The sequence below is a fragment of the Streptomyces sp. NPDC094448 genome, from assembly GCF_044763775.1.
GTDB lineage: Bacteria > Actinomycetota > Actinomycetes > Streptomycetales > Streptomycetaceae > Streptomyces.
Genome location: NZ_JBIWGU010000013.1, coordinates 156,896 through 179,135, shown reverse-complemented (window position 1 = coordinate 179,135; position 22,240 = coordinate 156,896). Strand labels below are relative to the sequence as shown.

Below are 22,240 nucleotides of genomic sequence, written 5' to 3'. Positions count from 1 at the left end.
CGTACGACGCTGACGGAGCGCCGTCGGGCGGCGGGGCGCCGGGGCGGCGGAGGCCGGACCGGCGCGCGGCCGGGCGCCCGCCCTTCGAGAGCCGTTCGTGCCGTGGACCACCGCCTCCGGGCAGGTGGTCCGGTGTTTCACGGGTCCCGGTGTCAGACCTGTTGAAGCGCCCAGGGTTTGCGCTGCCGTCGTACGGCCGCACCCGGCGGACCCGGGAGGAGTGGAGGGGCAGTCCCGCCCCGGTACTCGCCGGTCCGGCCGCCGCGGTCGCCGCGTACGGCGTCTTCCCCCCGCGGGCTCTCGTCCACCTGCTTGGGAGCACGGCCTCCGCCCCTCGGGCTCCGAGGGCGCAGGAGGGCTCTGTCCCGACCCGGCCAACCACCCGGTCCAGCACAGGAAGCACTCGACCGAGAGGCACCACGTTCATGCGCAGCGATACCTGGAACGCCCTATCCCCCTTTCCCGGCTTCCCCGGTTCCACCGGGCGCAACCGCCATCCCCTGGCCGCGTTGCGGACCAAGGCCGGTTATACGCACGGCGAGTACGCACAGCTGATTGCCACCACCCATGCCGAACTGGGCTTCGGCCAGATGGCCGCGCGCCGTGAGAAGGTCTCCCGCTGGGAGGCCGGGCGAGCAGTGCCGGAGCGCACCGCGCAGCTGGCCATCGCGCATATCCACGCCGTCCCGCAGGAGGAGGTCCTCAGGCTCGACTGGCCCGACTGGCTGCATCTGGCCAACGGCGACACCCGGCAGCTCGAATTACCGTGGACCCGTGCCGCGGTCCCCGAGGCCATTCTCGATGCGGTCGCCGGCCGCAAACAGCTTCAGCAGGAGTATCTGCTGGCCACCGGGTGGGCCGCCCGGTCGCTGGTGAAGAACTGGCTGGACGCGGTGAGCGAGGAGGTGTCGCTGGCCCCGACCGTCGCGCCGCGCGGGGTCGTGGGCCGGATGCCGCCCGCCGAGGCGGAGAGCGCCGAACCGGGCTCCCTGCTGGAGGCCTGCACCCGGCTGCGGACGCTGCACCAGTTCGCGGCCAAGTTCTCGGCGAGCTGGCTGGCCCCCGCGACGGAGCTGGAACTGCGGCATCTCGCGGACCACTTCCTCGCTTCCCCCGAGGCACTGCACACCGGCCGTGAGGTCCTGGTCCTGGCCGCCGAGGGGCTGTCGGTCTGCGGTTTCATCGCCCGGCTGCAGGGCGAGCACGTCAACGCCCAGCGGTTCTACGTCGCCGCGCTGCGGTGCGCCACGGCGGCCGCCGACCCCGAGGTGGCCGCCGCCGTGCTCACCATGCACGTGGGCCAGTACCTCGACCTGGAGATGCACGAGGAGGCCGCCGAACTGCTGGCGGCGGTACGGGAGCTGCTCGACCGCCATACGAACGGGACGGCCGACCCCGCGCTCCACGCACTGCTGTACGCCCAGACCGCCCGGATCCACGCCCAGCGCGGGGACGAGACGGCCCGGGTCCGGGCGATAGCGGCGGGGCGCCGGGCGCTCTGCACCACTTCGGCGGCGGGGCTGCCGATCCTGCCGCTGCGCTCCGAGTCCTGGCTGAGCTGCATCGACGCGGTGTCGCTGCTGGACATGGATCAGCCGGACCGGGCGCTGCTGCACTTCGATCCGCTCTTCAGCCGCCGGGGCCCGGGGCTGAACCTGCCGCCGATGGTCCGGGCGATGTATCTGCTGCGGGCGGCCGAGGCACAGTTGGCCCTCGGCGATCCGGTGGCCGGTGCGGAGTCGGAGGCGAAGGCGTCGGCGCTGCTGGGCGGGGTGCAGGCAGCCGCGGCGGAGCGGATCCGGGCCGCGCTGCGGGCCGCCCGTCACGAGCGGCGCTGAGCCGCGGCGGGGGCGGTACGGCTGCGCCGTGCGGCGCCCCCGGAGCGGGAGCGCGGTCCGCCGGAACGGTCCGGCGGGACCCGGGAAGGTGCGGGAAGTCGAGGCCCGCCCGGTGAGACGAACGAAGTCCGGGGAGCGGGAGACCGAGGCGGGTCTTCCGGTGGTCTTCCCGGTAGCAGTACGGCCTGCGGCCGCCCGGCACAGGGGACGGTGCCGGGCGGCCGCAGGGCGTCCGGGGGCGGATACAGGTCCGGGGCCGGTCCGGGTTCGCGAGCGGTGCGGTCCGGGTTCGCAGGCGGGTACGGGTCCGGAGCCCGGGCCACGAGCCCGTGCGGGTCCGGGGCCACGAGCAGGTGCGGGGTCCGGCCGCCGGTGGCGGAAAACCGTGTGCTCCCGGTGTGCTGCGCGCCGGTGGCCGAAAAGCGAGGCACAGCCGAGGCACACCATGCCATATGGCATAACCGGAAAGCATGGGCCAAAACTTTATGTGCCCGCTCCGGCAAACCCCCGGGGTCCGCCTTCGGTGGACTGAACCATTGTCGTCTTCCTGCGGAACCCGGTTCGGAATGGGCGGCACGATGTCATTTTCCGCGACCACCGACCGGGCTGGAGTTTCTTCATGAGCCGTTCTGTCCTCGTCACCGGAGGAAACCGGGGAATCGGTCTGGCCGTGGCCCGCAGGCTCGGCGCGGCGGGCGACCGGGTGGCGGTGGCCTGCCGGTCGGGCCGGTCGCCCGAGGAGGGGCTGCTCGGTGTGGCCTGCGATGTGCTGGACCCGGCCTCCGTCGACGAGGCGTTCGCCAAGGCGGAGGCCGCGCACGGGCCGGTCGAGGTGCTGGTGGCCAATGCCGGGATCGTCCGGGACGGGCTGCTGATCCGGATGTCCGACGAGGACTTCGAGGCGGTGCTCGACACCAATCTGACGGGTACCTTCCGCGTGGTCAGGCGGGCCGCCCGGCAGATGGTGCAGGCCCGGTCGGGCCGGATCGTGATCATCTCGTCGACGGCGGGGCTGAGCGGGGTCGCGGGCCAGGTGAACTACGCGGCGTCCAAGGCGGGGCTGATCGGACTGGCCCGCTCGCTCGCCCGGGAGTTGGCGCCGCGCGGGGTGACCGCCAATGTGGTGGCGCCGGGGCTCACCGACACCGCGATGGCCGAGGCGCTCAGCGCCCCCCAGCGCGAACGGATCGTCGGACAGATACCGCTGGGGCGGATGGCCGCCCCCGACGAGATCGCCGCCGCCGTGGAGTTCCTGGCCTCGCCCGGGGCCTCGTACATCACGGGCGCGGTCGTCCCGGTGGACGGCGGTATGGGAATGGGGCACTGACGTGGAGGGGCCGGGAAATCCCGGGGAATATCCGGCCGGGGCCGGATACCGGGGCAGCACCGTAACCACCGACGGAACCCTGAACGGAACCTTGGACGGCAGCTCTGCCGAACGCCGGTACGGAGTCGGGGACGGGCCCGCACAGGGATACGGAACAGCCGGGAATCCCGGGCCGGGAAGGAACGGCCGCCACCGCGCGCCGCATCGGCGAGGCCGGGGCACCGGGTGCCGGAATTCTCCGCTCCGGTGGCCTGACCGGAATCCGCCGACCGGGCCGGGCAGCACCTGGAATTCAGAGATCCGGGTCGGGGGCGGTCCCCGGCCCGCCCCGGCCCGCCGGGACGACCTCCGCTCCGTACCGACGCTGGGAGGCGACGGATGACCACCACCACCGAAGCGGCGGCCCGCACCCCGCGGCCCGTCGTCCTCACCGGGATGGCGGTGACCACGGGATACGGGCACGGCGTCGACGCCCTGCGCGAGGGGATCCGCTCCGGCGTCCCCGCGTTCGCCCCCGTGACCCGGTTCGACACCGACCGCTACCGGGTGGGCATCGCCGCCCAGGGCCCGGCCGACCTCGACCTGGACACCGAGCTGAAGACCCTGGCCGAGGAGGCGTGCAAACAGGCCGGGCTCTCCCCCGCCGAACGCGCGGAGACCCTGCTGCTCGCCGCCCGGCACGCCGACCCCGCCGTCTCCCGGCTGCCCCGCGCCGAGCAGCGCGAACGGCCCATCGGCGATACCGCGCGATGGCTGGCGCAGGAGTGCGGTTTCGAAGCGCCGGGCCGGACGTACATCAACGCCTGTGTCGCGGCGGGCGCGGCGGTGGCCGAAGCCGCCGTGCTGATCGCGACCGGCCGCCGGGACCGGGTGGCCGTCGCGGCGGGGCATCTGGTCGACGCCGAATCCTTCACCACCTTCGACGCGGGCCGGGCTCTGGCGGCCGACGGCCGGCTGCGGCCCTTCAGCGCCGGGCGCAAGGGCCTGCTGCTGGGTGACGGCGCGGGCGTGGTGGTGCTGGAGGCGGCCGGCAGCCGCGACGGGATGCGCCCGCTGGCCCGGCTCTCCGGCTGGGGCATGGCGGGCGACGCCCACCATGTGTGCCAGCCGCATCCGCAGGGCCTGGGCATGGCCCGCTCCATCGAGCTGGCGCTGCGCCGGGCCGGGCTCGGCCCCGGTGACCTCGACTACGTCAACGCGCACGGCACCGGGACCCCGTACAACGACTCGGCCGAGACCGCCGGAATGCACCGGGTGTTCGGCGAGCTGGCGGAGCGGATCCCGGTGAGTTCGACCAAATCGCTGACCGGGCACGCCCTCCAGGCCGCCGGAATGGTCGAACTCGTCATCACCGTCCTGACCGTCGGGACCGGTCTGCTGCCGGTGAACTCCGGCTATCTGGGGCCCGACCCGGACTGCCGGCTCGACCTCGTCCTCGACACCCCGACCGAGCGGGAGGTCCGCCATGCCGTCAGCCTCAACTCCGCCTTCGGCGGGGCGAACACGGCGCTGGTGGTGAGCGCACCATGACCAGCGCCGCCACCGCCGCCACGACCACTGCCATGACCGGCGCCGCTACGGCCGCGGGTCTGACCGTGCTGGCCCGGGCGGGCTGGGATCCGGCCGCACGCCCCGGCGGCCCGCCGAACCTGCCCGGCTTCACCGCCTCCCCCTTCGGCCCCCTCTTCGCCCATGTCGCCGACCGCTGTCTCACCGCCTTCCACGGCACCGCGCCCGCACCCCCCGAAGACGGCCGGGACACCGGTCTGGTGCTGGTCTCCCGGCTGGGCGATATGGCCACCGAGACCGCGGTCACCGGCTCCGTCGACCGGGGCACCAAGGCGTCGCCGCTGCTCTTCTACCAGTCGGTGCCCAGCGCCGTACTGGGGGTGGTGTCGGCCCGCTGGGGTCTCGGCGGGCCGGTGATCTGCATCAGCCCGGCCGGGGACCCCTGGGCCGAGGGGCTGGAGCTGGCGGGGCTGCTGGCCGAGGACGGCAGCGCCCGGGACGTACTGGTGGTCCTGGTCGAACTGGGCGTCGGCGAAGGCGAACCCGACAGCGCGGAGGCCCTGCTGGTCCGGGGCGCCGCCGTGGCCGGGGGCCCGGCGGGATCCGTCGTGGCACGGCCGGAAGGGGTGGCGGAATGAGGGAGCGTGCCGTGGAGTTCCCGCTCTCCTCCGAGATCGCGCTGCTGCGCAGGTCGTGGTGGCTGCACGACGCCCGCTGGTACCAGGCGGTGAAGACCCGGTTCGGCCAGGAGGCAGCCAACGAGCTGAACGCCGAGGTGATGCGGTTCGTGGCCCGCCGGGTCGCCACCCTCTACAGCCGCCGCAAGCCCACCCCGCCCGGCAGCGGGCCGCGTGAAGTGGCCGCCGTCCTCCAGGAGCTGGCCGGGCTGATGTTCACCCGGGCCATGGTCCGGCTGGACGCCACCGAGTTCGACGAGGCCGACGGCGTCTGGGAGACCGAGGTCAGCGAACACTTCGCGCTGAAGATGCTGGCCGCGAGCCGCTCCCTGGAGGGCTACGACTGCCCCTGTCTCGATCTGCGCGCGGGCTGGTTCGAGGGCATCGGCGTCACCGCGGACGACGAGGTCGTGGCCTGTATGCGCGAGGGCGCCGCATCCTGCCGCTTCCGCGCCTGTCTGCGGGCCCCGGACTGACGGCGGCCGCGGTGGACGGCAGGGACTGCCGCGTACCGGGCCCGAGACCACCGACCACCACGCAAGGTGAGAGGAGCCGTGTGATGCCGGCCGAACGGAACCGCAGCCGGACTCCGGCGCCCGACGCCGGGGCGGCCGGGCCCCGGCGTCTGGTCGTGGCGCTGACCGGGGCCACCGGGGTGGTCCTCGGCATCCGGCTGCTGGAGGAGTTGCGGCAGCACGACGGTGTCGAGACCCATCTGGTGATGAGCCGCTGGGCGCGGGCGACGCTGAAGACGGAGAGCGACCTGACCGCCCGTGACGTGGCCGCGCTCGCCGATGTCGCCTACTCCCCCGAGGACCAGGGCGCCGCGATCTCCTCCGGCTCCTTCCGCACCGACGGCATGGTCGTCATGCCGTGCAGCATGAAGACCCTGGCGTCCATCAGGACCGGCTACGCCGACGGTCTGATCACCCGCGCCGCCGACGTCACCCTCAAGGAGCGGCGCAGGCTCGTCCTGGTGCCCCGGGAGACCCCGCTCGGCGAGATCCACCTCGACCATCTGCTGACCCTGTCCCGGATGGGCGTGGTGGTCATGCCGCCGGTGCTGACCTTCTACAACCGCCCGTCGTCGGTGGACGACATGGTCGACCATCTGGTCGCCCGCGTCCTCGACCAGTTCGGTATCGCATCGCACCGGGCCCGCCGCTGGCAGGGCATGCCCGGGGCCCGTCCGGCCGGACCGGAGACCGGGCCGTTCGTCCGGCCGTTCGCCGCGACCCCTGGAGGGGCGTCATGAAGCACCTCACCGATCTCCGGGCGTATCTCGACGCCCTCGACGCACTCGGCGATCTGCGGACCGTCGACCGGACCGTCAGCGCCGATCTCGAAGCCGCGGCGATCACCCGCCGCTCCTACGAACTGCGCTCCCCCGCGCCGCTGTTCACCTCCGTCGCGGAGGACCGGATCGGGATGCGGCTGTTCGGCGCCCCCGCCGGGGTCGGCTCCCGGCCCGATCTGCCGCTGGCCCGGATCGCCCTGTCGGTGGGGCTGCCCGCCGATACGGGCGCGGCGGAGCTGGTGGACCATCTCGTACGGACCCGGGACGCGCCGCCGGTGCCGCCGGTGACCGTGCCCCGGGAGCAGGCGCCCTGCAAGGAGAACGTCCTGCTGGGCGCGGACGCGACGCTCGACCGGTTCGCGATCCCCCGGATCCACGAGGAGGACGGCGGCGACTACCTCAACACCTGGGGCGTCGTGATCGCGAAGACTCCGGACGGCTCCTGGACCAACTGGTCCATCACCCGCATCATGCGCCTCGACGGGCGGCGGATGACCGGTCTGGTCGTCCCGCCGCAGCATCTGGGGCTGGTGTGGGAGCAGTGGGTGGAGCGCGGCGAGCCGATGCCGTACGCGCTGGTGCAGGGCGGCGCCCCGGCGATCCCCTTCGTCGGCGGGATCCCGCTGCCCGAACGGGTCGACGAGGCCGGCTATATCGGCGCGCTGCTCGGGGAGCCGCTGGAGCTGGTGCGCTGCGAGACGGTCGATCTGGAGGTGCCCGCCGGTGCCGAGGTGGTGATCGAAGGGCATCTGTCGGTGGGCCGGGACAGTCTGGAGGGGCCGTTCGGCGAGTACGCCGGATACGCCTCCACGCACACCTCGCAGCAGCCCGTCTTCTCGGTGGAGGCGGTCACCCACCGGAACGAACCGGTGTGGCCACTGGTCGCGGAGGGCCGGCCGCCGGACGAGTACCACACGGTCACCGGCACCGGGCGGGCGGCGAAGGTGCTGCACGCGCTGCGGGCCGCGGGCCTGCCGGTGACAACGGTGTGGGTGCCGTTCGCTGCGGCCATGCACTGGGCGGTGGTGACCGTCCCGGAGAACTGGCGCTCGGTGCTGCCGGGCGCCGGCAGTGCGGAGTTCGTCCGGCGGATCGGTGAGGTGATGCACAACGGCGGCGGTCCCAGCGCGATGCTGCCCGTCACCTATGTCCTGGACGACGACATCGACCCGGCCGACGACCGCGATCTGCTGTGGGCGCTGGCGACCCGGCTCCATCCGCGCGACCGGCGGCAGTTCTGGGACAGCCGGGTGCTGCCGTTCATGTCCTGCTTCTCGCCGGAGGAGCGGGCGGCGATGCGCGGTCCGAGCGTGCTGGTGGACGGGCTGCTGCCGGCCTGGGGCGAGGGGCGGCTGCGGCACGCGTCGTTCGCGCAGGCGTATCCGGAGGACGTACGCCGGAGGGTCGTCCGGCACTGGGACGACTGACGCCGCGTCCGCCGGGCCGCTCCACTCGCCGACGCACCGACGAACCGACACACCGACACACCGACACACCGAGACGAACCGACACACCACCGGAACCCCGGCCGGGCCCCGGCACCGGCCCGTGAAGTACCCCGCTCCCGCGTTCCGTGCCCCCTGGGCCTTCGACCGAAGGAAGCGACATGCCACTCGACACCGGCTGCGTCGGTACGACGTACCCGCCCGCCACGCCCTATCCCGTGGAGCCCGAGACCATCCGCCGGTTCGCACGGGCGGTGGGCGATCCGGCGCCCGTCTACACCGATCCCGAAGCCGCCGGGGCCCTGGGCCATCCGGCGGTGCCCGCCCCGCCGACCTTCCCGTTCGCCGTGGTCGCCCGCGCGATGGAGGAGGTCTTCCGGTACGAGGACATCGGCTTCGACCCGACGTATCTGATCCACGGCAACCAGCGCTTCGAGTACACCCGGCCGGTCCTGGCGGGCGACCGGCTGGTGACGGTGCTGGAGATCACCGGGGCGCAGCGGCTGCGCGGCCGGGACGTGCTGACGCTCCGCGCGGATCTCGCCGACGGCGACGGGGGCCATGTCGTCACCACCCATATGACGTTCGTGGCGCTGAGCGCCGTGGAAGGAGGTGAGCCCGCATGACAGCAGGCACAGCAGGGGCGAAGACTTCTGCGGTGGATCCGGCGGCGGACGGAGACGGTACGGAGCTGCCGACGCTGACGGTCACCCTCACCCGGTCCGATCTGGTCCGCTACGCGGGCGCCGCGGAGGACTTCAACCCGGTCCACTGGAACCCGCGCGTGGCCCGCGAGGCCGGACTGCCCGATGTCGTCGCGCACGGCATGCTGACGATGGCGATCGCCGCCCGCGCGGTCACCGACTGGACGGGCGATCCGGGCGCGGTCGTCGAGTACCGCACCCGGTTCAGCCGTCCGGTGCCGGTCCCCGACGACGCCGGGGGCGCCCTGGTCGAGGTCGGCGGGCGGGTCGCGCGGTGGCTCGGCGACGGCCTGGTCCGGATCGACCTGACGGTCACCTGCGGCGGTACGAAGGTGCTGAGCGAGGCCCGCGCGGTCGTCCGCCTGCGGGCCGAACCGCCCCCCGTGCAGAAACCGCGGGGCTGACAGGCCGTCCCGTCCCCTCCCCTCCCCCCTTTTTCTTCCTTCTGCCCGTGCACGGCGATCCCGAACGGAGCCCCAGGACGGATGAGCACTCCCCCGGTGTCTTCCCCGGTCTTCCTGCTCGCGCCCCGCTATGTGCTGGGCGAGACCGAGGAGCCCTATACGGCCGTGCCGGACCTCGCGGGACGGGTGGCCGGGTACGGCATCCCCATGGCGCCCGATATCTGGGGCTGGGGCAGCTTCTTCCGTACCTCCAGGGATACCGCCGAACTCGCCGTCGCCAGCGGGACCGCGACCCTGGCCGCCGCCGGGGCGGATCCGGAGGCGGTCGACGGGCTGGTCGTGTGCAGCAGTTCGTTCCCGGAGGGCGTCGACGACCACGCGGGGCTCGTCGGGTCGGTCCTGCGCGGTCTCGGGCTGGTCCGGGCCGGCTTCACCTGCGGGGTGACGCTCAACCGCTGCAACAACCTGCTCGCCGGGCTGCGGGTGGCGGAGGCCCTGGTGCGGTCCGGGAGCCATCGGCTGGTGCTGGTGGTGACCACGGACCGGGTGCTCGACGAGTCCCTGCGGCTGGAGAAGTTCGCCCTGTTCAGCGATGGCGCGGCGAGCTGTCTGGTGGGGGCGGCCGAGCAGGGGCCGGAGCGGGAGCGGCTCAGGGTGCTCGCCACCGCGTCCGCGCAGGACCCGGAGGTGCTGGGGCGGCTGGACCGGATCGACGCCCGGCTCTCGGTCGCCGTGAACGAGCGGCTGGAGCGGGCGGCGGGCGTCCCGCCGGAGAAGGTCACCGCACTGCTGCCGGCCAATCTGGTGCGGCCGCTGATCACCATGAAGGAGCGGCAGGCCGGGTTCGGCCCCGACCGGATGCGCACCGGGAACATCGAGCGCCTCGGGCACTGCTTCGCCGCCGATCCACTGATCAATCTGGCCGATCTGCTCGCCGCGGGAGAGGCGGCGGACGACGGGCTGTATCTGCTGGCGTCCAGCGTGCCGGGGGCCCGGCACGGCGTACTGCTCCGCAAGTGCCCCTGACGGGAAGGGTGTGCCGGACCATGCACCGACACGGACAGCACGACACGTACAGAACCGGGAGAACGGGCGGGCCGGACGGCGGTGAGGCAGCCGGGGACGGCGCCGGGGCCCCGGCCGCGCTGCTGCGGCTGGCCGGGGACCCCTTCGAGCTGGGACGGCAGCACGGAGCCGCCCGGGCGGCCGGGCTGCGGGCGTTCCTCGACGACGGGCTCGCCCGGATCAACCACCTCCTCGACACCCCGGTGACGACGGCCGGTCTCCGGCCGCTGATCACGGAATTCCGCCGGGAGATCGAGACCGCGGTACCGGAGCTGGCGGAGGAGATCCGGGGGCTGGCGGCGGGCGCGGGCATCAGCCATGAGCAGGCGCTGCTGCTCCAGCTGCGGCGGGAGATCACCGGCTACCGCGATATCCGGCGGCCGGGCGGCGACTGCACCACCTATGCCCGGGTCGATCCGAACGGGCCGCATACGGTGCTGGCGCAGACCGTCGATCTCAGCGGCGATCTCGACGACCAGAGCCGGCTGCTGTCCATCGACCGGGCGGGCTCCTCGCGCCGGGTGCTGGTCCTCAGCTTCGGCGGGCTCCTCGGCTATCTGGGGATGAACAGCGACGGTCTGGCCGTCGGTATCAACCTGGTCCTCGGCGGCCGGTGGCGGCCGGGGCTGCCGCCCTATCTGGCGGTCCGTCATGTCCTGGACAGTGCGGGCTCGGTGGACGAGGCACTGGGGGTGCTGGAGGGGCTGAAACTGGCGAGTTCGCGCTCGCTGACGCTCTGCGATCCGCAAGGCGCGGCGTGTACGGAGTTCCTCGACGGGCGGATGCACACGGTCCGTGCGCTGCGGACCGTGCACACGAACCACTTTCTGCACCGGGAGTTCATCCCGTACGACAAGCTGAACGTCTTTGCCCGCAATTCGTCGCTGCGGCGGCTGGAGGCGTGTTCGCTGCGGCTCGACGCGCTGCCGGAGGCGGCGCTGCCGGGGGACCATCTGGCGCTGCTCTCGGCGCCGCCGGTCTTCGTGCCGGGCAACGGCAACATCCGGCGGGAGCGGACGGTCGCGATGGTGGCCATGCGGCCGGCTTTCGGTGATCTGCATCTGCTGGGTTCGCGGCCGTCGGAGACCCCGCGGGTTTTCAGCGCGCGGGCGCTGACCGGGACGGCGGGGTCATGAGCGCGGCTGTCCGGCCGCCGCGGGCGGCGGTGGAGTGCCGGCTGATCGATCTGTACGCGCCGGGCGCGGGCGGGGACGATCGGGCGGCGCGGTCGGTGCTGTCGGGGCCGGAGCGGGAGCGGGCCGACCGGTTCCGGGATCCGGCGGCGGCGGCGGTGTACACACGGTCGCGGGCGGCGGTCCGCCGCACCCTGGCCGGGGTGCTCGGGGGCACCGCGGCGGGGGTGCGGCTGGCGGCGGAGCCGGGCGGGCGGCCGGTGCTGCCGGAGCATCCGGGCTGGTACGTGAGCTGGTCGCGGTCGGCGGGGGTGCTGCTGGTCGCGGTCCGGCACGGCGGGCCGGTGGGGGTGGACGTGGAGCTGGTACGGCCCGTGGGCGCGGGCGGCCGGGTGCTGGGCACGGTCTATCCGGGTGCGGCCGCGCTCGGCGGGCTGGACGATCCGGAGGCGTTCTTCTCGGCCTGGACCCTGCTGGAGGCGGCGGTCAAGGCATCGGGGCGGGGGCTGGCGCGCGGCGGCCGCGAGGTGCGGCTGGTCCGCCCGCCCGGTTCGGCGCGGTGCGCCCTCGGCGGGATCCGGGGGACCGGCGGGGCGGTGTGGCGGGGCCGTACGGACCGGCTGGCGGTGGCGTCGGCGGGCCGCGGGCCGCGCGCGGCGGGCCCGTCGGCGCGGGTGATGACGGCGGTGGTGACCTGCGGCGCGGTCCGGCCGCCACGGCCGGTGGGGGTGGGCCGATGAGCGGGGAGGCGGCGCGAGGGGCGCGTTCCGCGCCGGAAGGGGTACGGGCCCCGGGGGCGCCCGGGGGCGATGGGCTCCCCGGTCCGGAGCGCCCGGCGGGCTCCCGCGGCGGGGACCCGGGTCCCGGTCCGGGCCGCCGGGCGGATCACCCGGCGCCGCAGGCAGGCCACCGGGCCGGGGGCGGAACCATACCGGCCGGGAACGCGCCCCGCGCGTCCACCGCCGGAGAGTTCACGACCGGAACCGCACCGGAACCATCCAGGGCGGCAGCCCGCCGTCCGGGCGGTGAGCCCACCGGCCACAACTCCGGTGGCCGGGGCGCCGGAACACCTGCGGCGGCACCCGCACCGGCGCCCGGCCGCCTGAGCGGGGCCCAGGGCCGTCCGGCCGGTGAACCCACCCGGCCCGGGGGCCGGGGCGCCGGGGTCGATGCGGGGTTGCTGGCACCCGTATGGGCCGGGACGCCGGTGGAGGGGGTGACCTCGGACGAGGCCTGGCTGGCGGCGATGGTGGAGTTCGAGGGCGCCCTCGCGGACGCGCAGGCCGAACTGGGGGCCGTACCGCGCGGGGTGGGGGACGCGGTGCGGGCGGCCGGGGCGGGCGGCGGGCTCGACCCGGTGGCGCTGGCGCGGCGGGGGCGGGAGGCCGCCAATCCGGTGGTGTTCTTCGTATCACGGCTCACGGAACTCGTCGCCGCCGCCGACCCGGAGGCCGCCCGGCACGTCCACGCGGCCTCCACCAGTCAGGACGTCCTGGACTCGGCGGCGATGCTCGTCGCCCGGCGGGCCCTGGAGCTGCTCCACGGCGATCTGGGCCGGATCCGTACGGCGCTGGCCGCGGCGGCCCGGACATACCGGGACACCCCGGCCGCCGCCCGTACCCTCACCCAGCACGCCGTACCGACCACCGTCGGACTGCGGGCGGCCAACTGGCTGACGCTGGCCTCCGACGCCCACGACCGGGTGGGCGCGCTGCTGGCCCGGGGCCTGCCGGTGTCGATGGGCGGCGCCGCGGGCACCCTGGCCGCCTACCACGACCAGCTGCGGGCGGCCGGGGCGGCCGGGGACCATCCCGAACTGCGGCTCGTGGAGCTGGTCGCCGGACGGCTGGGGCTGGCCGTCCCCGAGGTGCCGTGGCACTCCGTCCGTACCCCCGTCGCCGAACTCGGCGCCGTACTGTCCCTGGCCGCGGGCGCGCTCGGCAAGTTCGCCGCCGATGTGCTGGTGCTGACGCGGACGGAGATCGGCGAGGTCGTCGAGCCCGCCGCCGCGGGCCGCGGCCGGTCGTCGGCGATGCCGCAGAAGCGGAATCCGGTGCTGAGCACCCTGGTGGCGTCGGCGGCCCGGCAGGTCCCGGTGTACGCGCTGGTGCTCCAGCAGTCGCTGGTCGCCGAGGACGAACGGTCCGCGGGCGCCTGGCACGCGGAGTGGGAGCCGCTGCGGCAGTGCCTGCGGCTCACCGGCGGCGCCGCGCACACCGCCGCCGAACTCGCCGAGGGGCTGGCCGTCTCCGTCGACCGGGTGCGCGCCAACACCGCTCTGACCGGCGCAGGGCTGATGGCCGAACGGCTGTCCGTGGCGCTCGCCGCCGAACTCGGCCGGACCCGGGCCAAGGAGATCGTGACCCGGGCGGTACGCGGCACGGCGGGCGGTATCCCACCGGCCGAGGCGCTGCGGCCGGCCCTGGCGGAGGCGGGCTGCGCGGACGAGATGTCCTTCGCGCCCGGTGAACTCCTCGACCCCGCGGGCTATCTGGGCGCCGCCGGACCCCTGGTGGACCGGGCGGTCCGGCGGGCCGCCGCGCCCCCGCCGGAACCGGGCCCGGCCGGGCCCGTACCGCACGAACAGCACCCACCGCACCTGTCAGAGCACGACGAGGACGACGAGGATTCGGAGACCGCAGATGATGATCAGTGAAGACCTCCGGCAGAAGGTGCTCGCGGACGCGGCGCTCGGCGCGGGGAACGTGATCCACCGGCTCCCGCTGTACGGCCGCTCCCTGGACGAGGAGGTGCTGTGGCTCGACGGCACCTGGCGGGCCCCGGACGGCAGCCGTCCCGAGGTGCTGACCCTGGGCGCACTGCACGAGGTGGTCGCGGAGTACGCCGGTTTCTACACCCGGGCCGGGGTGCGGGCGAAGGACGCGGTCGCGATCGTCTCGACCTCCATCACCGACTTCGCGCTCAATCTGATGGCGCTGACCGGTATCGGGGCGATCGCCTCGCTGGTGAACGCGAATATGCCGGCCGAGACGCGCCGGGAGTACATCCGCCGCCAGCGGGTGGTCGGCATCATGACCCGTGAGCCCTGGCACGCGGATCTGCTGGCGCATCTGGACGACGACGAGCCGCCGCTGTTCGTGGCGCTCCAGTCGGAGGTGGAGCCGGGGAACCGGGAGCACCGCCCGGCCGGCTACCCGTTCCGGCACGCCCCCGGCGACCCGATCCTGATCTCCCACTCCTCCGGCACCACCGGCATCCCCAAATCGGCGTTCCACACCCACGAGACCCTGTTCCACGGCGCGCTGAGCCGGCTGGCGGACGGTCTGGACTGCTCCACCCGGAAGCGGCTGCTGGCCCTGCCGGGCCACCATGTGTCCGCGATGTCGAACACCCTGCTGGGGCTCACGCTCGGCGCGCCGGTGGTCCACTACACCGACCCCAGCGGGAAGGCCGTGCTCGACGGTATCGAGAAGCACCGTCCGACGATCGTCTTCGGTTTCACGCACACCTTCACGGAGATGGCGGCGGAGGATCTGACCGACCGGGATCTGACCAGTGTGGAGGCGTACTACGCCTCCGGCGACGCGGCCCACGCGGTCCATATCCGGCGGCTGCTGGACAAGGGCTACCACACCGTCACCGGCCCCGATCTGAAGCCGAAGAAGGTCCCGGGCGCGATCTTCATCGATATGTTCGGGTCGACCGAGATGGGCTATGTGCTCTTCGACTTCGTGCACCGGGCGGGCGGTCCGGTGATCGGCCGCTGCATCGGCCGCCCGATGCGGTTCGCGCAGGCCGCGGTGGTCGGGGAGGACGGTTCGGTGCTGCCGCCCGGACAGGTCGGCCGGCTCGGGGTGCGCTCCAAATCGCTTACCCCCGGCTTCTGGAACGACAACGTCCGCTGGCACAAGCAGTGGCTGGGCGGCTACTTCCTCACCGGTGACCTGGCCTACCGGGACGCCGCGAACACCTTCTACCACCTGGACCGGACGACGGACGCGATCCGTACGGAGGAGGGGTTCGTCTACAGCGCCTACACCGAGGAGGTGCTGCTGCGCGAGTACCCGGAGATCCTCGACTGCACGGTGGTCGGACTGGCCGACGAGGGGGTGGAGTTCGGCTGGGAGGACGAGGGCGTGGCCACGGTGTACGCCCTGGTCAACCTGGTCGACGGGGCGGAGGCACCGCAGGATCCGACGGCCTGGATCAACGAGGCGCTGGGCCGGGCCGGGCTGCCGCGGGTGGCGGGCGCGGCCATCGTCACCGAGGACACCATCCCCGTGGGCATCACCGGCAAGGTCCTCAAGCGGGTGGTGCGGGCCGAGGCCCGGAAGCTGATCGGCGGCTGCTGAACCGTCCCGTACGACCCACGGCGGCGGGGCTTCCCCGTCCCGTCCCGTACGACCGCGGCGGCGGGCCGGGGCTCCCCCCGTCCCGCCCCGCGGCCCGAACTCCGGGCGTCCGGAAGGAGACTCTGCAATGAGCGTCGACTACGACGTGATCGTGATCGGGGCGGGGAACGCGGGCCTGTCCGCCGCCGCCACCCTCCAGCGCGGCGGGCAGCGGACACTGCTGCTGGAGCGCCACAATGTGCCGGGCGGGGCCGCCACCACCTTCGTCCGGGGGCGTTTCGAGTTCGAGGTGTCGCTGCACCAGCTCGGCGGGATGGGCGGGCCCGCGCCGCTGCGGCAGGTGCTGGACGAGATGGACGTGACCCGGCGGGTGGAGTTCATCGAGGACGACCAGCTGTACCGGACCGTGGTGCCCGGGGTGCTGGACGTGACACTGCCCGCCGACTGGCAGGGCATCACGGAGGTGCTCGACAGCCACTATCCGGGGCAGCGCGCGGCGCTGACGGCCTTTCTGGAGCTGGTCCGGGACGTCGGACTGTGGCAGCTCACCGCCCGCGGCAACCTCCACCGGATCGACGCGGAGATCGAACGGTTGACCGGAATGCCGCAGGTCCGCCGGCACGGGCTGCGCACGTTCCGGGAAGTCCTGGACGAGTTCTTCACCGACGAGCGGCTGAAGTTCGTCCTGGCCTCGTACTGGTCGTACAACGGGCAGCTCCCGTCCCGGATGTCGTTCATGGACTTCTCCCGGATCCTGGCGCTGTTCGTGGAGACCAAGCCGTACCAGGTCGCCGGCGGCAGCCAGGCACTGTCGTACGCGATGCTGGAGTCCTTCACCGAAGCGGGCGGAACGGTCCGGTTCGATACGGCCGTGGAGCGGATCGTCACCCGCGGCGGCCGGGCGGCCGGGGTACGGCTGGCGGACGGTGAGACCATGTCCTGCAAGGTCGTGGTCTCCAACGCGCCCGCCACCACCACCTACACCCGGCTGCTGGACCCGGCGGACGTCCCCCCGGCCGTCCTGCGCGATCTGGGGTCGCGGCGGATGGGCGTCTCGGCGACCGCGCTCTATCTGGGGCTGGACGCGCCCGCCGCCGAGCTGGGTTTCACCACCGCCGCGAACTTCGTCCACACCGATCTGTCGGAGGAGACCGTGGCCCGGGGGATGCGCTCCCTGGACCCGGCGCCGTTCATCCTGGCGAGCTGCTACGACGTCAAACCGAACGGGGGCGCGCCGCCGGGCGCCACCCAGCTCAACCTGATCACCCTCCAGTACACGGACCCCTGGGACGCCGTGCCCGTCGCCGACTACCAGCGGGCCAAGTACACCTATGCCGAATCCATGCTGGAGCTGCTCAAAACGGTCGCGCCCGGGGTACGGGACGTGATCGAGGAGGCCGAGATCGCCACCCCCGTCACCATGAAGCGCTATCTGAGCCAGCCCGGGGGCGCGATCTACGGCTTCGACCAGGACGTCACCGACAGCTGGCTGTTCCACGACGACGACATCAAGCCCAATGTCCCCGGGGTGGTGCTGGTCAGCAACTGGGTCACCGCCGGGGGCTACAACTCGACCATCGTGACCGCGGCCCGGATGTGCCGCCGGCTGCTGGCCGTCCTCTGAACCGCCGCCCTGCCCCCTCCTCCGTCTCATCCGTACTGTCCGGCTCCGGGAACGAGGTCCACTGATGCCACCGTCCGTCAATCCACTGGCCCGGCTCTTCGACGGGGCCGACGAAGTCGTCGAGGAGATCGAACGGCGGGCCGCGGCCGCCGAGAGCGCGGCCGTACACCATCCGGACGACGCCTGGGCCGAGGCCGCCGCCTACCATCCGACGGGGCTCGCGCTGACCGTGTCCGAGGTCGTCGACGAGACCGCGACGGCGAAGACCCTGCGACTGCGGGCCTCCGGCGGCGGCCCCCTGCCGGCCTTTCTGGCCGGGCAGTACATCAGCCTGACGGTACGGATCGGGGAGCTGGTCACCAGCCGGGCGTTCTCCATCTCCTCCTCGCCCGCCGAACGGGACCACTACGACCTGACCGTGCGGAGGCTGCGGGGCGGTCTGGTCAGCAACCACCTGCTCGACACCACCGCCCCCGGCACGGAGTTCACCAGCGACGGACCCATCGGGACCTTCTTCCACGACCCCCTGTTCCACGGCGACGATCTGGTCTTCCTGGCGGGCGGCTCCGGGGTGGCCCCGGCGATGAGCATGATCCGTGACGTCCTCGACCGCGGGCTGAACCGCCGGATGACGCTGGTGTACGGCTCGAAGCGGGCGGACGACGTGATCTTCCGCGAGGAGCTGGACCGGATCGCGCGGGAGCGCCCCGACGTACTGACGGTCCACCATGTCGTCTCGGAACCGGAGCCCGGGTGGACAGGGGCCGTCGGGCCGCTGGACGCCGCCCTGATCGACGAACTGGCCGGCCCGCTGAACGGCCGGATGACCTATCTCTGCGGTCCGCCGGGCCGGTACGCCCGTCTCGTCGAACAGCTCCGCTCGCTGGGGCAGCCCCGCCGCCGGATCAGACTGGAGGCCAACAGCGTCGCCCTGCCGCCGCCGGCGGACCCGCACTGGCCCGCGGAGGCCGATCCGGCGGGCACGGTCACCGTCACCGTCCGGGGCCGCAGCTTCGAAGTGCCGCGCGGGCGGCCGCTGCTGGACTCCCTGGAGGACAACGGGCTGCGCCCGCGGGCGTCGTGCCGTTCGGGCGAATGCGCGCTCTGCCGGGTCAAGGTCTGCTCGGGCGAGGTCTTCCACGCCGAGGAGGCCCGGCTGCGCGGCTCGGACCGCCGCTTCGGATACGCGCACGCCTGCGTCGCCTATCCCCTGGACGACGTGGAACTCGACTTCTGAGTTTCCCGGGACGCCCGGAACACCCGAGAAGCACGAGAAACCGAGGAAACGCGCCACCGGAAACATAAAGCCATAAAACCCAAAAACAACCGCATACCTCTTGGCGCCCCCGCGGAAACATGCTTTGCTTGACTTCTGGCCGGATCGTTGAATCCAGGGAATGAACCACCCCCCTTCAAGGATTCCCTTTCGCGCCCTTCGCAGGGATTTCAACGGTAGCTTCCCGCTGTGCAAAAAACTTCGAACAGGAGGCTTTTCATGTCCTCTGAACTGCGCAAAGTCATTGTCGACGCACTGCGCGACATGCATTTCGAGGTGGCTTCGATCACCGATGAAACCCCGCTCGGCGACGGTGGACTCGAACTGGAATCCCTCTCCGTCGCGGAGCTGGTGATGCAACTCGACAACCAGGGCATCGCCTTCTCCGACGAGGAGATGGAGACTCTGCCCGGCCTGACCTTCGGGGAATTCGTGGCGGAGGCCGCGCGCCGCTCGGCCGGATAGGGAAAGCGCAGAAGAAACGCCAAGCAACAGGAAACAACGGGAATCGACGGGACCGGACGGACGAAGGAGAGACGACGATGCCGGAGCAGGCGGGCGCGATCTGTGTCGTGGGCCTCGGTCCGCGCGGCCTCGCGGTGTTCGAGCGGCTGTGCGCCAACCACCCCCAGGGGCGGCCCCTTGCGGTCCATATCGTCGACCCGTACCCGCCGGGGCCGGGGCGGACCTGGCGGACCCGGCAGTCACCGCATCTGCTGATGAACACGGTGACCTCCCAGGTCAGCCAGTTCACCGACGACAGCGTGCCGTGCGCGGGGCCGGTACGGCCGGGGCCCAGCCTGTACGACTGGCTCCGGCGGCCCGGCACCGCGGACGCCCCGGGCCCCCGGGCCGCATGGGCGGAGCCCGAGCCCCTCGGACCGGACGACTACCCCTCCCGCGCCCGCTACGGCCGCTATCTGGAGTGGGTCTTCGGCCGGCTGGTGGCCGAAGCCCCGGCCGGGCTCACCGTCACCGTCCACCGGGCCACCGCCGTCGCCCTCGACGAGGACACCGGCGGCCAGAGCCTCAGCCTCGACGACGGCACCCGGATCACCGGCCTCGACGCCGTGGTGCTCACCCTCGGCCACGGCCCGGCGGAACTCTCCGGCGAGGAGCGGGAGCTGGCCGCGTACGCCCGGGAGCACGGGCTGCGCTACCACCCGCCCGCCAACCCCGCCGACCTCGAAGCCGCCCTGGAGGCCGTCGAGTCCGGGGAGCGGGTCGCCCTGCGCGGCCTCGGTCTGGCCTTCTTCGACCTGATGGCCCTGCTGACGGAGGGCCGCGGAGGCAAGTACGTCCCCTCCCCCGCCGCCGAGGGCGGCCTCCAGTACCTGCCGTCGGGTCATGAGCCCGTGCTGTACGCGGGATCCCGGCGCGGAGTGCCGTACCAGTCCCGCGGAGAGAACCAGAAGGGCGCGGCGGGCCGGCACGAACCGCTGTTCCTCACCCTGGACGCGGTCCGCCGGATCCGGGCCCGCCCCGGGGCGACCTTCCGGCGGGACGTCTGGCCGCTGCTGTCCGCGGAGGTCGCCACCGTCTACCACCGGGCGCTGGTCGCCCAGTGGGCCGACGCACCCACCGCCGACCGCTTCCTCGCCGAGTATCTGGCCGCGCCCGCCGCCGGCCGGACCGCCGTCCTGCGCCGCTACGGGGTCCGGGCCCAGGACGAATGGAAATGGGAGCGGGTCGAACGCCCCTGGGGCCGCCGGGTCTTCACCGACCCCGGGAAGTTCAACCGGTGGCTCGCCGCCCACCTCCGCGAGGACGTCCGGCACGCCCGCGGCGGCAACCTCGACGACCCGCTGAAGGCCGCCCTCGACGTACTGCGCGATCTGCGCAACGAGGTACGGCTCGCGATCGACCACGCGGGCATCACCGGCACCTCCTACCGCGACGAGGTCGTCCGCTGGTTCACCCCCCTCAACGCCTATCTCTCCATCGGCCCGCCGCCGTCGCGGGCCGAGGAGATGGCGGCCCTGGTCGACTGCGGGCTGCTCACCGTCGTCGGCCCCCGCACCCGGGTCCGCCGGGACCCCGCCGGGGCCGGATTCCTCTTCGGCTCCGACGCGGTCCCCGGCTCCCAAGTCCGGGCCACCACCCTGGTGGAGGCCCGGATCCCCGACCCCGATGTGCGGCGCAGCACCGATCCGCTGCTGCGCCGGATGCTGGCGGCCGGCCAGTGCCGCCCGTACCGGATACCGGATCCGGAACCCGGCGGCGAGGGGTACCGGACCGGTGGTCTGGAGGTCACCCCCCGTCCCTACCGGGTGGTGGACGCGGCGGGGGTGCCCCATCCGCGCCGGTTCGCCTTCGGGGTGCCGACGGAGAACGTCCACTGGGCCACGGCGGCCGGGATCAGGCCCGGTGTCGGCTCGGTGATCCTGGAGGACGCGGACGCGGTGGCCAGGGCGGTGCTGGGGCTATGACGGACACGGTCACCAGCTTCGATCCCGAACTCCTCGACCTCCCCTTCTACGACGACGGGCACCGGCGCCTGGCCCGGGAGATCGGCGTCTGGTGCGACAGCTACCGCGAGCTGTGGGACACCGTCCGCCGGACGGACCCGGACGAGGCCGGGCGGCGGCTGGTCGGGGTGCTCGGCGAGGACGGCTGGCTCTCCGGACTCGACCCGGCCGCCGCCCCGTCCGGGCTGCCCGCCGACATCCGGGCGCTCTGCCTGGCCCGGGAGGCCCTCGCCTATGCCGAGGATCTGGCGGACTTCGCCTACTCCATCCAGTCCCTGGCCGCGACCCCGCTCATCCGGCACGGCACCCCCGAACAGCAGAAGCGGTTTCTGCCCGCGATGGCGGACGGCTCCCTGATCGGCGCCTTCGCGGTCTCCGAACACGACGCCGGATCGGATCTCGCGGCGGTCGCGCTCGCCGCCCGGCGCACCGGCGGCGGCGACTGGGTCCTCGACGGCCACAAGGCGTGGATCGCGCACGCCACGATCGCCGGACTGTACGTGGTGATCGCCCGCACCGGCGAGGGACCGGGCCCGCTGGGGCTGACCGCCTTCCTGGTGCCCGCCGGAACGCCCGGGGTGCGCGTCGGGCAGAAACTGGACGCGATCGCCCCGCGCTCCTTCGGCCATCTCGTCTTCGAACACTGCCGGCTGCCCGCGGACGCCGTCCTCGGCCGGCCCGGCCGGGGCTTCGTGGTCGCCGTCGGACTGCTGGACCGGTTCCGGATCACGGTCGGCGCGGCCGCCTGCGGTTTCGGCCGCCGGGCCGCCGACGCGGCACTCGCCAGGACCCGCGGCCGCCGGGCCTACGGCGGCACCCTGTACGACCTCCAGCTGGTCAAGGCCCGGCTCGCCGATATGGAGATCGGGCTGAACGCGGCCGCCCTGCTGGTGGCGCGGGCCGCCTGGGAGTGCGACCGCGGCAGTCCCGGCTTCGGACGGCACGCGGGCATCGCCAAGGTGCACGCCACCGAGACCGCGCAGCGGGTCGTGGACGAGGCGGTCCAGCTCTTCGGCGCCGCCGGGGTCGTCAAAGACGGCGTACCCGAGCGCCTCTACCGGCAGATCCGCTCGTTGCGCATCTACGAGGGCGCCAACGATGTGCTGCGGCTGGCCGTCGCCGACGCCCTCGACAACCGGCGGGCCGCACTGGCGGGCTGA

At 73.4% G+C, this 22,240-nt stretch carries 19 protein-coding genes; all 19 read left to right on the top strand.

The window, feature by feature from the left end; translation table 11 throughout:
- Positions 1-425 precede the first annotated feature (425 nt).
- Entirely contained in the window at positions 426-1,838 is a 1,413-nt protein-coding gene (locus tag ACIQ9E_RS25005; RefSeq protein WP_403710543.1) for a transcriptional regulator, read from the top strand.
- 619 nt (positions 1,839-2,457) lie between these two features.
- Positions 2,458-3,165 (top strand): 3-oxoacyl-ACP reductase FabG, encoded by a 708-nt coding sequence (gene fabG / locus ACIQ9E_RS25000; protein ID WP_403710541.1) that lies wholly within the window; start codon positions 2,458-2,460, stop codon positions 3,163-3,165.
- Positions 3,166-3,543: 378 nt separating this feature from the next.
- Positions 3,544-4,695, top strand: coding sequence for a beta-ketoacyl-[acyl-carrier-protein] synthase family protein (locus tag ACIQ9E_RS24995; protein ID WP_403710539.1), 1,152 nt, complete (start codon positions 3,544-3,546; stop codon positions 4,693-4,695).
- Positions 4,692-5,312 carry a beta-ketoacyl synthase chain length factor gene (locus ACIQ9E_RS24990; protein WP_403710537.1) on the top strand — a complete coding sequence of 207 codons (621 nt, stop codon included), beginning with the start codon at positions 4,692-4,694 and terminating at the stop codon, positions 5,310-5,312. Before ACIQ9E_RS24995 ends, ACIQ9E_RS24990 begins: the two co-directional genes overlap by 4 nt.
- Complete coding sequence (locus ACIQ9E_RS24985; protein WP_403710535.1) at positions 5,309-5,827, top strand: hypothetical protein; 519 nt, start codon at positions 5,309-5,311, stop codon at positions 5,825-5,827. Before ACIQ9E_RS24990 ends, ACIQ9E_RS24985 begins: the two co-directional genes overlap by 4 nt.
- Positions 5,828-5,910: 83 nt before the next feature.
- A complete protein-coding gene (locus tag ACIQ9E_RS24980; RefSeq protein WP_403710533.1) occupies positions 5,911-6,606 on the top strand; it encodes a non-oxidative hydroxyarylic acid decarboxylases subunit B in 696 nt (231 codons plus the stop codon).
- Positions 6,603-8,075 (top strand): UbiD family decarboxylase, encoded by a 1,473-nt coding sequence (locus tag ACIQ9E_RS24975; protein ID WP_403710531.1) that lies wholly within the window; start codon positions 6,603-6,605, stop codon positions 8,073-8,075. The genes ACIQ9E_RS24980 and ACIQ9E_RS24975 overlap by 4 nt, the downstream gene beginning before the upstream one ends.
- A gap of 179 nt (positions 8,076-8,254) precedes the next feature.
- Complete coding sequence (locus ACIQ9E_RS24970; RefSeq protein WP_403710529.1) at positions 8,255-8,719, top strand: MaoC family dehydratase N-terminal domain-containing protein; 465 nt, start codon at positions 8,255-8,257, stop codon at positions 8,717-8,719.
- A complete protein-coding gene (locus ACIQ9E_RS24965; protein WP_403710527.1) occupies positions 8,716-9,201 on the top strand; it encodes a MaoC family dehydratase in 486 nt (161 codons plus the stop codon). The genes ACIQ9E_RS24970 and ACIQ9E_RS24965 overlap by 4 nt, the downstream gene beginning before the upstream one ends.
- Before the next feature lie 81 nt (positions 9,202-9,282).
- Entirely contained in the window at positions 9,283-10,227 is a 945-nt protein-coding gene (locus ACIQ9E_RS24960; RefSeq protein WP_403710525.1) for a 3-oxoacyl-ACP synthase, read from the top strand.
- A gap of 20 nt (positions 10,228-10,247) precedes the next feature.
- Positions 10,248-11,402 (top strand): C45 family autoproteolytic acyltransferase/hydolase, encoded by a 1,155-nt coding sequence (locus ACIQ9E_RS24955; protein ID WP_403710523.1) that lies wholly within the window; start codon positions 10,248-10,250, stop codon positions 11,400-11,402.
- Positions 11,399-12,139 (top strand): 4'-phosphopantetheinyl transferase family protein, encoded by a 741-nt coding sequence (locus ACIQ9E_RS24950; protein ID WP_403710521.1) that lies wholly within the window; start codon positions 11,399-11,401, stop codon positions 12,137-12,139. The genes ACIQ9E_RS24955 and ACIQ9E_RS24950 overlap by 4 nt, the downstream gene beginning before the upstream one ends.
- Before the next feature lie 476 nt (positions 12,140-12,615).
- The gene (locus ACIQ9E_RS24945) at positions 12,616-14,055 is read left to right on the top strand and encodes a lyase family protein (protein ID WP_403710519.1); all 1,440 of its coding nucleotides are present in this window, start codon (positions 12,616-12,618) and stop codon (positions 14,053-14,055) included.
- On the top strand, positions 14,042-15,712 hold the full coding sequence (locus ACIQ9E_RS24940; protein ID WP_403710517.1) for a class I adenylate-forming enzyme family protein: 1,671 nt from the start codon (positions 14,042-14,044) through the stop codon (positions 15,710-15,712). The genes ACIQ9E_RS24945 and ACIQ9E_RS24940 overlap by 14 nt, the downstream gene beginning before the upstream one ends.
- 127 nt (positions 15,713-15,839) lie before the next feature.
- Complete coding sequence (locus tag ACIQ9E_RS24935; protein ID WP_403710515.1) at positions 15,840-17,336, top strand: phytoene desaturase family protein; 1,497 nt, start codon at positions 15,840-15,842, stop codon at positions 17,334-17,336.
- A gap of 64 nt (positions 17,337-17,400) precedes the next feature.
- On the top strand, positions 17,401-18,573 hold the full coding sequence (locus ACIQ9E_RS24930) for a 2Fe-2S iron-sulfur cluster-binding protein (protein WP_403710513.1): 1,173 nt from the start codon (positions 17,401-17,403) through the stop codon (positions 18,571-18,573).
- Positions 18,574-18,831: 258 nt separating this feature from the next.
- Complete coding sequence (locus ACIQ9E_RS24925) at positions 18,832-19,077, top strand: acyl carrier protein (protein ID WP_403710511.1); 246 nt, start codon at positions 18,832-18,834, stop codon at positions 19,075-19,077.
- Between the two features lie 77 nt (positions 19,078-19,154).
- On the top strand, positions 19,155-21,041 hold the full coding sequence (locus ACIQ9E_RS24920; protein ID WP_403710509.1) for an FAD/NAD(P)-binding protein: 1,887 nt from the start codon (positions 19,155-19,157) through the stop codon (positions 21,039-21,041).
- A complete protein-coding gene (locus ACIQ9E_RS24915; protein ID WP_403710507.1) occupies positions 21,038-22,240 on the top strand; it encodes an acyl-CoA dehydrogenase family protein in 1,203 nt (400 codons plus the stop codon). Before ACIQ9E_RS24920 ends, ACIQ9E_RS24915 begins: the two co-directional genes overlap by 4 nt.

Bases quoted from the DNA above. Each gene is read 5' to 3' on its own strand.
- ACIQ9E_RS24925 (WP_403710511.1), top strand. From the start codon at position 18,832: ATGTCCTCTGAACTGCGCAAAGTCATTGTCGACGCACTGCGCGACATG.
- fabG (WP_403710541.1), top strand. From the start codon at position 2,458: ATGAGCCGTTCTGTCCTCGTCACCGGAGGAAACCGGGGAATCGGTCTG.
- ACIQ9E_RS24935 (WP_403710515.1), top strand. From the start codon at position 15,840: ATGAGCGTCGACTACGACGTGATCGTGATCGGGGCGGGGAACGCGGGC.
- ACIQ9E_RS24990 (WP_403710537.1), top strand. From the start codon at position 4,692: ATGACCAGCGCCGCCACCGCCGCCACGACCACTGCCATGACCGGCGCC.
- ACIQ9E_RS24980 (WP_403710533.1), top strand. From the start codon at position 5,911: ATGCCGGCCGAACGGAACCGCAGCCGGACTCCGGCGCCCGACGCCGGG.
- ACIQ9E_RS24960 (WP_403710525.1), top strand. From the start codon at position 9,283: ATGAGCACTCCCCCGGTGTCTTCCCCGGTCTTCCTGCTCGCGCCCCGC.
- ACIQ9E_RS25005 (WP_403710543.1), top strand. From the start codon at position 426: ATGCGCAGCGATACCTGGAACGCCCTATCCCCCTTTCCCGGCTTCCCC.
- ACIQ9E_RS24930 (WP_403710513.1), top strand. From the start codon at position 17,401: ATGCCACCGTCCGTCAATCCACTGGCCCGGCTCTTCGACGGGGCCGAC.
- ACIQ9E_RS24920 (WP_403710509.1), top strand. From the start codon at position 19,155: ATGCCGGAGCAGGCGGGCGCGATCTGTGTCGTGGGCCTCGGTCCGCGC.
- ACIQ9E_RS24915 (WP_403710507.1), top strand. From the start codon at position 21,038: ATGACGGACACGGTCACCAGCTTCGATCCCGAACTCCTCGACCTCCCC.
- ACIQ9E_RS24965 (WP_403710527.1), top strand. From the start codon at position 8,716: ATGACAGCAGGCACAGCAGGGGCGAAGACTTCTGCGGTGGATCCGGCG.
- ACIQ9E_RS24995 (WP_403710539.1), top strand. From the start codon at position 3,544: ATGACCACCACCACCGAAGCGGCGGCCCGCACCCCGCGGCCCGTCGTC.
- ACIQ9E_RS24985 (WP_403710535.1), top strand. From the start codon at position 5,309: ATGAGGGAGCGTGCCGTGGAGTTCCCGCTCTCCTCCGAGATCGCGCTG.
- ACIQ9E_RS24940 (WP_403710517.1), top strand. From the start codon at position 14,042: ATGATGATCAGTGAAGACCTCCGGCAGAAGGTGCTCGCGGACGCGGCG.
- ACIQ9E_RS24955 (WP_403710523.1), top strand. From the start codon at position 10,248: ATGCACCGACACGGACAGCACGACACGTACAGAACCGGGAGAACGGGC.
- ACIQ9E_RS24950 (WP_403710521.1), top strand. From the start codon at position 11,399: ATGAGCGCGGCTGTCCGGCCGCCGCGGGCGGCGGTGGAGTGCCGGCTG.
- ACIQ9E_RS24975 (WP_403710531.1), top strand. From the start codon at position 6,603: ATGAAGCACCTCACCGATCTCCGGGCGTATCTCGACGCCCTCGACGCA.
- ACIQ9E_RS24970 (WP_403710529.1), top strand. From the start codon at position 8,255: ATGCCACTCGACACCGGCTGCGTCGGTACGACGTACCCGCCCGCCACG.